This window comes from Streptomyces sp. NPDC058001 (genome assembly GCF_042886315.1).
Lineage (GTDB): Bacteria > Actinomycetota > Actinomycetes > Streptomycetales > Streptomycetaceae > Streptomyces.
Genome location: NZ_JBHVQT010000007.1, coordinates 229,835 through 243,659, shown reverse-complemented (window position 1 = coordinate 243,659; position 13,825 = coordinate 229,835). Strand labels below are relative to the sequence as shown.

At 71.5% G+C, this 13,825-nt stretch carries 13 protein-coding genes; 6 read left to right on the top strand and 7 right to left on the bottom strand.

Translation table 11 applies throughout. The annotated features are described in order from the left end of the window. The first annotated feature begins 110 nt into the window (after positions 1 to 110). On the top strand, positions 111 to 1,010 hold the full coding sequence (locus ACFVT5_RS19190; RefSeq protein WP_389888780.1) for a hypothetical protein: 900 nt from the start codon (positions 111 to 113) through the stop codon (positions 1,008 to 1,010). Here the strand turns inward: ACFVT5_RS19190 and ACFVT5_RS19185 are convergent. The 5 genes from ACFVT5_RS19185 to ACFVT5_RS19165 all read right to left on the bottom strand — a co-directional run bounded on the left by ACFVT5_RS19185 (position 991) and on the right by ACFVT5_RS19165 (position 5,286). Continuing rightward, on the bottom strand, positions 991 to 2,442 hold the full coding sequence (locus tag ACFVT5_RS19185; protein ID WP_389888777.1) for a sensor histidine kinase: 1,452 nt from the start codon (positions 2,440 to 2,442) through the stop codon (positions 991 to 993). The two genes, ACFVT5_RS19190 and ACFVT5_RS19185, sit on opposite strands and share 20 nt — an antisense overlap. Next, the gene (locus tag ACFVT5_RS19180) at positions 2,439 to 3,107 is read right to left on the bottom strand and encodes a response regulator transcription factor (RefSeq protein ID WP_389888774.1); all 669 of its coding nucleotides are present in this window, start codon (positions 3,105 to 3,107) and stop codon (positions 2,439 to 2,441) included. Before ACFVT5_RS19180 ends, ACFVT5_RS19185 begins: the two co-directional genes overlap by 4 nt. Continuing rightward, positions 3,104 to 3,850: a phosphatase PAP2 family protein gene (locus ACFVT5_RS19175; protein ID WP_389888771.1), complete on the bottom strand. Its 747-nt coding sequence runs from the start codon at positions 3,848 to 3,850 to the stop codon at positions 3,104 to 3,106. Before ACFVT5_RS19175 ends, ACFVT5_RS19180 begins: the two co-directional genes overlap by 4 nt. Continuing rightward, positions 3,847 to 4,452, bottom strand: coding sequence for a phosphatase PAP2 family protein (locus ACFVT5_RS19170; RefSeq protein ID WP_389888768.1), 606 nt, complete (start codon positions 4,450 to 4,452; stop codon positions 3,847 to 3,849). The genes ACFVT5_RS19175 and ACFVT5_RS19170 overlap by 4 nt, the downstream gene beginning before the upstream one ends. A 261-nt stretch (positions 4,453 to 4,713) precedes the next feature. Next, on the bottom strand, positions 4,714 to 5,286 hold the full coding sequence (locus ACFVT5_RS19165; protein ID WP_389888765.1) for a MarR family winged helix-turn-helix transcriptional regulator: 573 nt from the start codon (positions 5,284 to 5,286) through the stop codon (positions 4,714 to 4,716). Positions 5,287 to 5,511: 225 nt separating this feature from the next. Here ACFVT5_RS19165 and ACFVT5_RS19160 point away from each other — a divergent pair, with 225 nt between their 5' ends. The 5 genes from ACFVT5_RS19160 (at position 5,512) to ACFVT5_RS19140 (ending at position 9,407) form a co-directional block, all read left to right on the top strand. Beyond that, complete coding sequence (locus ACFVT5_RS19160) at positions 5,512 to 5,901, top strand: cell division protein SepF (RefSeq protein WP_389888762.1); 390 nt, start codon at positions 5,512 to 5,514, stop codon at positions 5,899 to 5,901. A gap of 125 nt (positions 5,902 to 6,026) precedes the next feature. Next, positions 6,027 to 7,229 (top strand): ATP-binding protein, encoded by a 1,203-nt coding sequence (locus ACFVT5_RS19155; RefSeq protein WP_389888759.1) that lies wholly within the window; start codon positions 6,027 to 6,029, stop codon positions 7,227 to 7,229. A 131-nt stretch (positions 7,230 to 7,360) separates the two neighbouring features. Further along, positions 7,361 to 7,672 (top strand): nucleotide pyrophosphohydrolase, encoded by a 312-nt coding sequence (locus tag ACFVT5_RS19150; protein ID WP_389888756.1) that lies wholly within the window; start codon positions 7,361 to 7,363, stop codon positions 7,670 to 7,672. 183 nt (positions 7,673 to 7,855) lie between these two features. Then, positions 7,856 to 8,338 (top strand): DUF6099 family protein, encoded by a 483-nt coding sequence (locus ACFVT5_RS19145; RefSeq protein ID WP_389888754.1) that lies wholly within the window; start codon positions 7,856 to 7,858, stop codon positions 8,336 to 8,338. A gap of 145 nt (positions 8,339 to 8,483) precedes the next feature. Next, positions 8,484 to 9,407, top strand: a complete 924-nt coding sequence (locus tag ACFVT5_RS19140) for an LLM class F420-dependent oxidoreductase (RefSeq protein ID WP_389888752.1) — start codon at positions 8,484 to 8,486, stop codon at positions 9,405 to 9,407. A 112-nt stretch (positions 9,408 to 9,519) separates the two neighbouring features. Here the strand turns inward: ACFVT5_RS19140 and ACFVT5_RS19135 are convergent, their stop codons facing one another. Then, on the bottom strand, positions 9,520 to 12,045 hold the full coding sequence (locus tag ACFVT5_RS19135; RefSeq protein ID WP_389888749.1) for a polynucleotide kinase-phosphatase: 2,526 nt from the start codon (positions 12,043 to 12,045) through the stop codon (positions 9,520 to 9,522). Beyond that, positions 12,042 to 13,601, bottom strand: coding sequence for a 3' terminal RNA ribose 2'-O-methyltransferase Hen1 (locus ACFVT5_RS19130; protein ID WP_389888746.1), 1,560 nt, complete (start codon positions 13,599 to 13,601; stop codon positions 12,042 to 12,044). Before ACFVT5_RS19130 ends, ACFVT5_RS19135 begins: the two co-directional genes overlap by 4 nt. Positions 13,602 to 13,825: the final 224 nt, after the last annotated feature.

Here is a 13,825-nt window from a genome sequence, read left to right as displayed (position 1 = left end):
TTGCCGGGGGCGTCGGGGTCGCCGGGATTGCGGGGGCCGTCGGGGTTGCCGGGGCCCGGAGGTGGTGAGCGCTCAGGATGTGTTCAGGTAGCGGCTGACACGGTCGCACCATGACAGCTGAGACCTCCGGGCCCCCTGGGCTCACTGAAACGCGGTACTCGCGCGGCACCGCCACGGGCCCGCGCCTGCGGTGGAACAAGGTTCCCGAAGTCACCCTCTACTTCTGGGTGATCAAGGTGCTGTGCACCACCGTCGGCGAGACGGCGGCCGACCTCCTCAACTCGAACCTCGGCCTGGGGCTGACCGGTGTGTCGCTCCTGATGAGCGCACTCCTCGCGGTCGTCCTCGTCGCCCAGTTCCGTACCAGCGCCTACCGTCCCGGCATCTACTGGACCGCCGTGGCCCTGATCAGCGTCGTCGGCACCCTGATCAGCGACAACCTCACCGACAACCTCGGCGTGCCGCTGGAGACCAGTACCGCCGTGTTCGCCGTGGCGCTCGCGATCGTGTTCGCCGTCTGGTACCGCACCGAGCGGACGCTCTCCATCCACAGCGTCGACACCGTGCGGCGCGAGACCTTCTACTGGCTGGCCGTCCTGTTCACCTTCGCGCTCGGTACCGCCGCCGGTGACCTGGTCGCGGAGCGCCTGGGCCTCGGCTACTGGGTGTCCGCCCTGCTGTTCGCGCTGGCGATCGGCGCGGTCGCGATGGGCCGGTTCACCATGGGCCTCAATGCCGTCGGCAGTTTCTGGATCGCCTACATCCTCACCCGCCCGCTCGGCGCCTCGATGGGCGACTATCTCTCCCAGCCCACGGCCGACGGCGGCCTCGGCTTCGGCACCGTCATCACCAGCGTCCTGTTCCTGGCGGTCATCCTCGGTCTGGTCGTCTATCTGACGGTGACCCGGCGCGACGTCATCGAGGATCCGGTCGAGTCCGGGACCGAGGTCGGGTCCGGGTCCGGGTCGGCGTCGGGGCGGAACGGAGAGGTCACCCGGCGGGCAGGGTGATCACGAACCGCGCCCCGGGCGTGTGCTGTTGGTCGTAGCCCACCTCACCACCCGCGGAGCGGGCCAGGCGTCGCGCGAGCGGCAGCCCGAGGCCCGCTCCGCCATGTCCGTCCCCGGGCTCGGCCCGCCGCCCCGGCTGGAACAGCTCCCCGAGGAACGACGCCGGCACCCCGTATCCGTCGTCCTCGACCTCGACCCGTACGGTGTCCGGCCGCCGTACCGCCCGCAGGACCACCCTCGAACGGGCGTGCCGCAGCGCGTTGTCGAGGAGCGGCGCGGCGATGCGCTCCAGGAGGGCGGGGGAGACACCGGCGATGACTTGTCCCTGGACTCGTACGTCGACTTGTACGTGGACCTGTATGTGGTCGGGGGTGCCGGACCGTTCCGCGAGCCGTCGGAGTACCGGCAGGACGTCGGCGGTGCCGGGCGTGGAGTTCGCGTCGTCACGGGCATCGTCCAGAAGGGTGTCGCAGATCTCGCGCATCGTCCGGGCCGCGTCGGCGATGGCCAGGTGCGTGGTGCCGGTCTCGCCGGGGGAGCGCGGAGCGGCCTGCCACCACTCCAGCTCGGCGATGATCATCGCGAGCGGATTGCGCAACTCGTGCGACAACTCCCTGGTCAGCTGCTGCTCATGGCGCAGCAACGCGCGGATACGGTCGAGCAGCGCGTCCAAGGACATGCCCAGACCGGCGAGTTCCGTCGGCTGCCCCGCGCCGCCGAACCGTTCGTCCGACGCGACGGCGCCCGAGCGGGTCGCCTGCTCCGTCATCGTGCGCACCGGACGCAACGCCCGCCCCACGGCGAGCCGCGTCAGGACGTACGTAAAGGCGAGAACGGCGGCGTCGAGAGCGAGCGAGGCGAGGAGGAGGGTATCCGCCGACGCGCGGTACGGGGCGAGATCGAGGGCTGTGACGACGGCGGCGGCGGTGAGTGGGGCGGGGGTGGTTGTACGGGGGTTGGTGCCGGTGCCGGTGCCTGTGTGGGTCTTGGCATCGGTGCCGGTGACCGGCTGGGCGCAGAGTCGGACGCCGCCCCCGTCACTGTCGCCGTTGACCGTGACGCACCCCTGTGCCGGGTGCGCCGCCAACGCGTCGGCCGCGCGCGTGACGGGACTTCCGGCGGTGACGGACGGCGGCTGTTCGAGGACCCGGCCGCCCGCGTAGATCCAGACGTTGGTGTCGAGCGGCCCGTCGCCCGGTGCCTCCAGGACTCGTACGGGATCGTGGCGCGTGTCGACGGTGGTCGCGACGGCTGCCGCGCGCGTACGCAACTCGTCGTCCGCCTGCCGCTGGAGGTGCCGTCCGACGACCGTGTTGAAGACCACCGTCAGGATCACCATCACCAGCGTGGCGGTGGTGAGCGCGACCAGCGAGAGCCGGCCGCGCAGCGTACGGGGCCGGAACCTCGGCCACCCGGAACGGAACGCCCTCATGACAGACGGTGCCCGATACCGCGCGCCGTCGTCACGGTCATCCCACTGCCCGCGTCGCGCAACTTGCGCCGCAACCGGGTCAGATACTGATCCAGGGTGTTGTCACTGACCTGGGCACCCTCGGGCCAGCCCGCCCTGATCAGCTCCCGCCTCCGGACGATCTCACCGGGCGCCCCCATCAGCGCGGCGAGCAGCCGGAACTCGGTCGGCGTCAGGGCGACTTCGGTGCCCCCGACGGCCAGACTGTGCCGTACGGCGTCCAGGATCACGTCCCCGCTCGCCGCCGGCTCGGCGGGCCCCGCGCGCTTCAGCACCGCCCGCAGCCGCGCTGCCAGCTCGGCGAGATGGAACGGCTTCGGCAGATAGTCGTCGCCGCCCGCCGAGAACCCGGTGAGCCGGTCCGTGAGCCCGTGGTGGGCCGTCAGGAAGATGACGGGGGAGAGGAAGCCGTTGGCGCGCATGGCCTGGCACACATCCCGGCCGTCCGCGTCGGGCAGCCCCACGTCGAGCACGGCGGCGGCGATGTCCGCGGTGCCGGAGGCCAGCCGCAGGGCGACGGCCCCGGTCTGCGCGGGCACCGTGTCGAACCCCTCGTCCCGCAGGCCGCGCACCAACACGTCCCGCAGCCCGTGATCGTCCTCGACGACCAGAATCCGCCGCCTCACGCGCGACGAGGACGCACTCGCTCCTCCCCACCGAGGCTTACGCCACCCGCTCCACCCCCCTTCTCCTGCCGCCCCGGCACCGGCACGCGCCGCCCCCGTTCCTCCCCGCGCTCCAGCCATCGCGTGCCGACGCCCACGACCAGGCCCACCCAGGCGATCGCGTACAACCAGCCGCCCACCACATCGGTGAACCAGTGCACCCCGAGATAGACCCGGGTGAGGCCCACCGCGACGGCCCAGCAGCCGATGACGACGGCCGTCGTACGGCGGCCTCGGGGCGACCGGAGCAGTACCGCGAGGATGAGCAGCAGGGCGGTGATCGCCGATGTGCTGGTGTGACCCGAGGGGAACGACCAGCCGGACGCGTGGGTCGCCCAGTCCTGCTCGGGCGGTCGCGGACGGGCGACCAAGTTGAGGACCACGTACCGCAGGCCCTGGCCGACGAGGAGGCAGCCGAGGCCCGCGGCGGCGGCGATCACCCGCTGCCGCGCCGTGCGCCCGACGATCACCCCGGCCAGGACAACCAGCGCGTACGGCCACACACCGGTGCCGGTGGCCGTGAGGCCCCGCGCGACGGCCAGCGCCACCGTCGGACGGTGCGCGTCGGACCAGGTGTGCAGACCGCCGTCCATGAACAGCGGAGCACCGTCGCGGCCGATGACCACCATCGTCAGCAGCGCGAACGCGACCAGCGCCCCCAGGCACACGGAACCGGCGAGGCCCGGCACCTCCTTGCGGTTCATGACGCGACCAGCAACGGACGCAATCGCGTCGCCGTCAGCCGTACCGCCATCGTTTCCGGCATCCGGCGCAGCAGTATCACCAGGGCCAGTGCGACCAGGGCGCCCACCGCGACGCCCGCCACCACGTCGTGCGGGTAGTGGACGCCCACCCACACGCGCGACGCCGCCATCGCGGCGGCGGCCACCAGGGCGACGGCACCCAGTCGCCGCGACACGAAGTACAGCGCCACGGCGGTAGCGGCGGCGAGGGCCGCGTGGTTGCTCGGGAACGACCAGTCACCCTGTGCGGGACACGCCTCCAGCGTGCTGACCCGGAGGCTCTGACAGGGTCTGTCCTCGCGCACGATCAGCTTGATCACGTAGTCCGCGCCGTACGCCACCAGCACGATCGCCGGTACGGCCAGCGCCCTCACCGCCACCGAGGTGCTCTGCCGCCGGGCCCGCCACCAGGCGGCGACGATCAGCACCACGAAGACCGCGAGGCCGTATGTCGACCACGCCGAGATCACGTCGTCCAGCCAGGCCGGCGAACGCTGCGCGAGGCCCACCACATCGGTGTACGCGGACCCGTCGATCGAGGACCCGTCGAAAGCGAGGAACAACCCACCGCCCCTTCCATTTCCGTGTGACGATCGCGGAGCCCGAGACACCTATCGAGCACGTGACCGAATTGTGTGATGACTACAGAGATGTAGACGGTCTACTGAACTGTAGACGAAGCTCCGGCGTCGATCGTTCCCGCCGGACCGCCCGGATGTGAGGTGAACTGGCGGGGACATGAAGGCCAGAATTGTCAGGGGCATGTCAACACATTGCTCGTCCGGGTAACCGCCGTCGGCCGGAAACGTGGGCCGTGTCCCAGGTCAGGCCCGGCGTCGCCGTCCACTGCGGCGCGGTGCCGGCGTCCCCCCGCCGAGCAGTTCCGTCCGCCGCTCCTCGCCCCGCGTCTCGATCTGCGCCACGACCCGCCGCAAGGCGTCCGTGGTCCGGTGGCACTCCTCGTCGGTGAGCTGCCCGGTCACGAACACCTCCTCGGCGTTGAACTCCGGGAACAGGCCCCGCATCAGCCGCTCGCCGTCCTCGGTCGGCGCCAGCAACACCCGCCTGCCGTCGGTCGGATGCGCGCTGCGTCGCACCAGCCCCCGCGACTCCAGCGTGCGCGCCACCCCCGTGAGCGTGCCCTTGGAGATGCCCGCCTCCTCGGCCACCAGCCGGGTCTCCCGCTCGCCCCCCATCCACACGACCCACAGCACCACGAAGCCGGTCCAGGTCAGGTCGGAGCCGCGCAGGACGGAGTTCTCGACATGCTGGCGCACCGCGGCGGCGGCCCGGTGGACTTCGGCCACCATGGCCATCTGCTCGTGCCGGACGGGCGCGTCGCCCAACTTCGCCCGTACCAGTCGTTCGGTCTCGCTGTCGGATCGCCGACCGGGCACGAACCCTCCTCCAGGCATGGGGAATTGAAGCGAAGTCAAAGTGTAGGGGCGGGTCGACTTTCGGCCAGACCCCGCGCTCAGAACTCATCACGCGGGGCTCCCCACCACCTGGCACCAACCACCTCGTACCGGCCAGGGGCCGTGTCGCAGTTGGGCCGAACGGGTGAGGTGGCGTAAGAATTGACCGGTGCAGATTTCACGTGCGAGCCAGGACGGGGTGGGGATTTGAACAGCCACGACGTCACCGATGAACAGTGGGAGGGGCTTGCCCAGGTAGTACCGCTCCGCGGTCGCGACGAGTGGCCGTCATGGCCCGGTCACCGCGCGGCCCCCGAGGCCGTGACCGAGACGCGGCGCCGCTTCGTGGTGCTGCGGATCAACGTCTTCGCGGACGCGCGCGAGGTCGCCGAGACACTGATGGCGCAGATCCCCGTCCTGCTCGACCTGAGCAGCGCCGAGACGGATGTCGCCAAGCGCGTACTCGACTTCAGTAGTGGAGTCGTCTTCGGTCTCGGCAGCGGCATGCACCGCGTCGACCGCAACGTCTTCCTGTTGGCCCCTCCCGGTACGGAGATCAAGGGCCTGGTGGCCGAAGCCTCGATGCCGGGGACGTAGGCGGGTCGCGACGATGCCCACGCGCGCGTGTCATCCGCTTTTACCCCCCGTCTGATCCCCCGTTCGTAGGAACCGGTCCAGGCGGAACGGTTCGCCTGAATCCGGGCTCCCTACCGTCCGGAGACATGACTGTGCTTTCCCGTGGGACGGCCGAGCCGTCCGCGCGGCCCGACCGCCCCGGCCTCACCGAGCTGCGCCTGTCCGCCTTCGCCGCGCACCGCGCCGCCAGCTACCCGCTGGGGCCCTTGACGCTCTTCGCGGGCCCCAGCGGCAGCGGCAAAACAGGTGCCCTGCGCGCGTACGAGGCGCTGGCGCGGCTCGGCGCCGGCGCGTCCCTCGCCGAAGTGTTCCCCGACCCGGTCGCATGCGTGCCTGAACGGGCTCGGCCCGACGCCGAACAGCGGCGCGGCTTCCGCGTCGGCTGCACGGTCGACGGCCCCGCGGGGACCGTACGGCTCGATCTCGCCGTCCAGGCCGAACCCGAGCTGCGGATCGTCGGCGAACGCCTGACCCTCGACGGACTGACCCTCCTGGAGACGGCGCTACGGGACCCCGGCCGGCCCACCGTGCAGGCGGCCTGGCACACCGCGGGGGCCACGCCGGTGACCCGCGCGCCGCTGCCCGACGACCTCCTGGGCACCGCGCTCCTGCCGCTGCGCGTCGCGGGCAAGACCGACGGTCAGCGTCTGGTGCTCGCGGCGGCGGAACAGGTCGTCGTGGCCCTGCGGTCGGTGTTCGTGTGCGACCCGCGCCCGGAGCGTATGCGCGCGTCCGTGCCCTGCGGTGGGGGCCGGCTCCTGAGCGGCTGCGACAACCTCGCCGATGTTCTGCTGCGTACGCGCGCGGAGTGCGGCCGACGTCACGGTCTCTTCGTCAACGCCGTCCGCGCGGGATGTACGGGGCCGGTCGCCGACGTCCTCACCGAGGCGCTGCCCGACGGTACGGTACGGGCGGTCATCGACCGGGGTGACGGGGCCCGTACCCCCTTACAGCGGCTCGGCGAGGGCGAGTTGCGCTACCTCGCGTACGCGCTGGTCCTGCTCACTGGGCCGGGTGTACTGGAGGTCGACCCGGCGGCCGAGGTGCCGTCGGCCTACCAGTCGCTCACCGTCCTCGCCGACGGCCTCGACCGGTGCCTCGACACCCGTCAGTTCCGTGAACTCGTCACCCTCGCACGCGCGATGTGCGAACGCGGACACATCCGGCTGGTGGGAACAGTGGGCGAGACGGCACCACTGAGCGAGTCGACGGCGCCACCGGGACCGGTGTCGGGGGCGGGGGAGGCCGCGGGGAGCGGTGTTCTCACAGTGGTAGACCTGGGACGGTGACCACCGCATCTCCAGAGCCAGCCGGATCCCCGGAGCCAACCGGATCCCCGGAGCCGCCCGATTCCCCGGAGCCGTCCCGATCGTCCGGACCCGAGCCCGATTCGGGGCACAGTCCCCTCGACGTCCCCGCCTTGCAGCGACGGCTCGCCGAGTTCGCCGCCGCACGGCACTGGCAGCCCTTCCACACGCCCAAGAACCTCGTCGCCGCGCTCAGCGTGGAAGCGTCCGAACTCGTGGAGATCTTCCAGTGGTTGACCCCCGAGGAGTCGGCGCGGGTCATGGACGACCCGGACACGGCGCATCGCGTGACCGACGAGGTGGCGGACGTCCTCGCCTATCTGCTCCAACTCTGCGAAGTACTCGGCGTCGACCCGCTCGCCGCGCTCGCCGCGAAGATCGACCGGAACGAACACCGCTTCCCGGTTTCGGAAGAAGGGCCCTGAATCTGCCTGCTGTTGGCAAGCTCGTCACTCTCCGGAGTGGATGGCTTATCCACATTCGATTTTCTGTCCACAAATATCGGGCTACCTCTGGCTTTTCGTCCCGAAGATGCTCACGCTAGGTAGTGGACAAAGGAGTTGGAGGGGACGTGCCGCGAGCACGTCCCGGAGAGACGGGGTCGGCGGATGGACGCGGTACGGCTCATCGGAGTGAACAGACGTGCCCTGGCGGCGAGGACCGACGCACCGGGCATCATGACCGAGTCGTGGCAGGCTCAGGCCCTGGCCCAGGCGATGGGCAGCAGACTGGCGGTCACGGGTCCGCCGGAGTTACGGGGCGAGGCGCTCGGCCTCAGCGAGATCGGCGGCCGTGGCTGCGGCGCCCTGGTCATCCCGGCCCTCGGTATCGAGGGGATACGGGCGGCGCGGCTGACGGAGATCAGCGACGCCCGGGGCGCCCTGGTGGAGTTGGGCGCCCTGCTCGCCGACGTCGGGATCGCGCTGGTCGGCATCGCCTACTCCGCGGACGAGGAGGGCACCTACTGGCAGTGCATGGAGGCGATCGACGCGGCGGACGAATGCCGGGACCGGGTCCTGGAGATGCTCCGCAGACTGGTGGTGCGCGACCAGGCGCTCCCGGAGCCCGACTCGACGGCGGGGGCTACGTGAGGGACTGGGAAGGGCGGGGGAAGGGCGGGTCACTGCTCCGAGCGCCCGTGCAGTCAGGGGTTGACGGATTTTCACCCGACCGTGGTCCGGGCTCGGCGGCGCGACCGGGACGGTTGACGGGTGTTCGAGCGTGCAGGATGGAGGTATGGATCTTCGCATCTTCACGGAGCCCCAGCAGGGGGCGTCCTACGACACGCTGCTGACCGTTGCCAAGGCGACCGAGGACCTCGGTTTCGACGCCTTCTTCCGCTCCGACCACTTTGTCCCCATGGGCTCGTCCGACGGCTTGCCCGGACCCACCGACGCCTGGATCACGCTGGCCGGGCTCGCCCGCGAGACCAAGCGGATCCGGCTGGGCACGCTGATGACGGCCGGCACCTTCCGGCTGCCGGGTGTGCTCGCGATCCAGGTCGCGCAGGTGGACCAGATGTCGGGAGGCCGCGTCGAACTGGGCCTGGGCGCCGGATGGTTCGAGCAGGAGCACACGGCGTACGGGATTCCGTTCCCCAAGGAGAAGTTCGCGCGCCTGGAGGAGCAGCTCGCGATCGTCACGGGGCTGTGGGCGACGGACACCGGCAAGACGTTCAGCTACGACGGGAGGCACTACCAACTGACCGACTCACCCGCGCTGCCGAAGCCCGCGCAGACGAAGGTGCCCGTACTGATCGGCGGGCATGGCGCGACCCGCACACCACGTCTGGCCGCGCAGTACGCGGACGAGTTCAATATGCCGTTCGCGTCGATCGAGGACAGCGAGCGTCAGTTCGGCCGGGTCCGGGACGCGGCGGAACAGGCGGGCCGGGGCAAGGACGCGCTGGTGTACTCCAACGCGCTCGTGGCCTGTGTCGGCAAGGACGATGCCGAGGTCGCCCGCCGCGCCGCCGAGATCGGCCGTGACGTGGACGAACTCAAGGCCAATGGTCTCGCCGGTTCCCCGGCCGAGGTCGTGGACAAGATCGGGCGGTACGGAGCGATCGGTTCCCGGCGGATCTACCTCCAGATGCTGGACCTGTCCGACCTGGACCATCTGGAGCTGATCGCGTCGCAGGTCCAGCCGCACCTGTCGTAGGGGTGCCGCCGTCCCGTCGCCCGGCGGCACAGGGAGGCATGCCATGAGACACGGCCTCCCTCTGCGCCGCCGAGCGCGGGCGGGCTGCCCGGGGTCGGTCGTCGCCGGAGCGTCAGAGACGCGGGTCCACCGGTTCCGACTCCAGGGACAGCACCGCGAACACCGCTTCGTGGACGCGCCACAGTGGCTCGTCCTCGGCGAGGCGGTCCAGGGCCTCCAGGCCGAGCGCGTACTCGCGCAGGGCGAGGGAGCGCTTGTGGCCCAGGTGGCGGCCGCGGAGCCGGGCGAGGTTGTCGGGGCGGGTGTACTCGGGACCGTAGATGATCCGCAGGTACTCCCGGCCCCGGCACTTCACACCGGGCTGCACCAGCCGGTCCTGCCCGGTGCGGACGAGGGCGCCGAGTGGTTTCACCACCATGCCCTCGCCACCCCGGCCGGTCATCTCCAGCCACCAGTCGATGCCCGCCTGGACGGACGTCTCGTCGCCGGTGTCGACCAGGAGCCGGCCGGTGGTGCGCAGGAGGCCGGTCGGGTCGTGCTCGGCGAGCCGGTCGATGAGGGCGAGTTGCTCGTCGTGCGGCAGCCCGGCGAGGGACCGGCCACGGACAGCGAGAATCTGGAAGGGGGCGAGATGGACACCGTCGAGACCGTCGGTGGTCCAGCAGTAGCGACGGTAGGCGTCGGTGAACGCGGCGGCGTCCAGGGCCCGTTCGCGCTGTCTGGCCAGCAGGTCGGCCACGTCCGTGCCGCGTGCCGAGGCCGCTTCGAGAGCGGCGACGGCCTCCGGCAGCACGGCGCCCGACGCCGCGCCGACCGCCGCGTACTGCGCGCGCAGCAGCCCGGACGCCTTCAGCGACCACGGCATCAGCTCCGCGTCGAGCAGCAGCCAGTCCGTGTCGAGGGAGTCCCACAGCCCGGCACCCGTCGCGGCGACGCGCAGTCGGCCGAGGATCTCCTCGGTGACCTTCTCGTCGTCGAAGAAGGGCCGCCCGGTGCGGGTGTAGAGGGAACCGGTCGGGCCGTCCACGCCGAACCGCTCACGTGCCGCGTCCGCGTCACGGCACACCAGGGCCACCGCGCGCGACCCCATGTGCTTCTCCTCGCACACGACGCGCTCGACCCCGTCGGACCGGTACTGGGCGAACGCCTCGGCCGGGTGTTCCAGGAAACCCTCGCGCGAAGAGGTCGCGGTGGGGGCCATGGTCGGCGGGAGGTAGGGCACGAGGCGCGGGTCGACCGCGAAGCGGCTCATGACCTCCAGGGCCGCCGCCGCGTTCTCCTCGCGGACGGCGATCCGCCCGTGGTGCCGGGTCTCCACGACCCGCCGGCCGTGCACGTCCGCCAGATCGAGGGGCCGCCCCTCGTGCCCGCCGGGTGCCTCGGCGGCGAGCGGACGGACCGGCTCGTACCAGACCTGCTCGGCCGGTACGTCGACCAGTTCGCGCTCGGGCCAGCGCAGGGCGGTGAGAGCGCCGCCGAAGACACAACCGGTGTCCAGACAGAGGGTGTTGTTCAGCCAGCGGGCGTCGGGTACCGGTGTGTGACCGTAGACGACGGCCGCGCGGCCCCGGTAGTCCTCGGCCCACGGGTAGCGCACGGGCAGGCCGAACTCGTCGGTCTCACCGGTCGTGTCGCCGTACAGGGCGAGCGAGCGGACCCGGCCCGACGTGCGGCCGTGGTACTTCTCGGGCAGCCCGGCGTGGCAGACCACGAGCTTGCCTTCGTCGAGGACGTAGTGGCTGACCAGGCCGCGGATGAACTCGGCGACGCCCGCCCGGAACTCCTCGCTCTCGCGGCCCAACTGCTCGACGGTCTCGGTGAGGCCGTGGGTGAGCTGGACCTTCTTGCCGGCGAGCCAGCGGCCCAGCTTGTTCTCGTGGTTGCCGGGCACGCACAGCGCGTTGCCCGACCCGACCATCGCCATCACCCGCCGCAGCACCCCCGGACTGTCGGGGCCCCGGTCCACGAGGTCGCCGACGAAGACGGCGGTGCGGCCGTCGGGGTGTACGCCGTCGACATAGCCGAGCCGGGACAGCAGGGTGTCCAGTTCGGAGCGGCAGCCATGGATGTCGCCGATGATGTCGAAGGGCCCGGTGAGGTGGCTGAGGTCGTTGAAGCGCTTCTCGGTGACGATCTCCGCGCTCTCGATCTCCTCGACGCCGCGCAGGATGTGCACCTTGCGGAAGCCCTCGCGTTCGAGTCCGCGCAGCGAGCGGCGCAGTTCGCGCTGGTGGCGCTGGATGACATGGCGCGGCATCCCGGCCCGGTCGGGGCGCGCGGCGTTGCGTTCCGCGCACACCGACTCGGGCACGTCGAGGACGATCGCCTGGGGCAGCACGTCGTACTCGCGGGCCAGCCGGACGAGCTGCTTACGGGATTCGGACTGGACGTTGGTGGCGTCGATGACGGTGCGGCGACCCGCGGCGAGGCGCTTGCCGGCGATGTAGTGCAGGACGTCGAAGGCGTCGCGACTGGCCGACTGGTCGTTCTCGTCGTCGGAGACGAGGCCGCGGCAGAAGTCGCTGGACAGGACCTCCGTCGCCTTGAAGTGGCGGCGGGCGAAGGTCGACTTGCCGGAGCCGGTGGCGCCGATCAGCACCACGAGGGACAGGTCGGTGACGTGCAGCGTGCGGGTCATGCGGCGTCCTCCTTCGCGGTGTCGCGACCGGTGCCGTTGCCGGTGTCGCGGTGGATGGGGTGGTGCGTGTCGTGGTCGGCGTCATGAGTGGTGCCCGGGTCCCCGGCCGTGTCCGTGTCCGCCGCCTTGCGGAACAGGGCCAGTTGCGTCGGCGGCCCCACCTCGGGGTCGTCGGGGCCCACGGGACGGAACTCGACGGTGTAGCCGTACTGACCCGCCACGGTCTCCGCCCAGGTTCGGAACTCGTCGCGCCGCCACTCGAAACGGTGGTCGCCGTGTCGGACATGCCCGGCGGGCAGCGACTCCCAGCGCACGTTGTACTCGACGTTCGGCGTGGTCACGACCACCGTGGCCGGACGGGCGGCGCCGAACACCGCGTAGGCGAGCGCGGGCAGCCGGGGCGGGTCGACATGCTCGATGACCTCGCTGAGCACCGCGGCGTCGTACCCCGCGAGACGGCGGTCGGTGTAGGTGAGCGAGCCCTGGAAGAGCTTCACCCGCGCGGCCTGCCGCTCGCTCATCCGGTCCAGGTGCAGCCGGCGCGAGGCGATGGTCAGCGCCCGTACGGACACGTCCACGCCGACGATCTCCGTGAACCGGGCGTCCTTGAGCAGCGCCTGCACCAACTGGCCCTGGCCGCAGCCCAGGTCGAGTACCCGGCCCGCGCCCGTGTCGTGCAGCGCGGCGACGATCGCCGCACGGCGGCTGACCGCGAGCGGCACCGGCTTCTCCTCGGTGTCGGTGCTCTCGTCCACGGCGTTGTCGATGTCCTCGACCTCGCTGTCGTCGGCCTCCGCGAGACGCACCAGCTCAAGGCGTTCCGTCGCGGCGCGCGTCAGCGACCAGCGGCGTGCCAGATAGCGGCTGGTGATGACCTTCTGCTCCGGATGCGCCGCGAGCCAGCCCTCACCGGCGCGCAGCAGCTTGTCGACCTCGTCCTCGGAGACCCAGTAGTGCTTGGAGTCGTCGAGGACCGGCAGCAGGACATACAGATGCCGCAGCGCCTCGGCGAGGGTCAGGGTGCCGTCGAGGACGAGCCGTACGTACCGCGAGGCGCCCCACTCCGGGAAGCGCTCGTCCAGCGGCAGGGGTTCCGCCGCCACCGTCCAGCCCAGCGGCGCGAACAGCGAGCGGACCAGGTCGGCGCCGCCACGGGCCGGCAGCGTGGGCACCTCGACGCGCAGCGGCAGCGGCAGGGCCGGCAGCTCGGGCCGCGCCTTGCACTGCCCCTTCATCGCGCTGGTGAACACTCCGCTCAGCGCGACGGCGAGCAGCGATGACGCGGCGTACGGGCGGTCGTTCACGTACTGCGCGAGCGTCGCGTCAGGCGCGCCGCCACGGCCCTTGCCCTTGCCGCGCCGGACCAGCGCGACGGGATCCACCTCCAGCAGCAGCGCGGCCGTGCAGCGCTCGGCGGACGCCTCGGGATAGAAGACGTGCGCCGTGCCGTGCGAGGTGGAGAACACCTGGGCGCGCCCGGGATGCTTGTGCAGCAGAAACCCGAGGTCGGTCGCGGGGCGTTCGGAGGTACCGGTGGTACTGATCGTCAGGAACACCTCACCGAGTATCGCCGGGCGCGGCCCCCGTATCCAGGGACTTTTCCCGCCCCCGGGCGCCGGCGGGCGGTGCGGTACCCGGCCGGACCCGATGCCCTCGTGCCCCGGGTCCAGTGGGCTTGCTCCGTACGGGGCCCGGCGACCCGTGCGGGCGCACCCCGTCAAGATCACCTGACTGCCCTAGCGAGGGCCCGTGTGACCTGCGGTGTTCGCTCGCGGGCGCC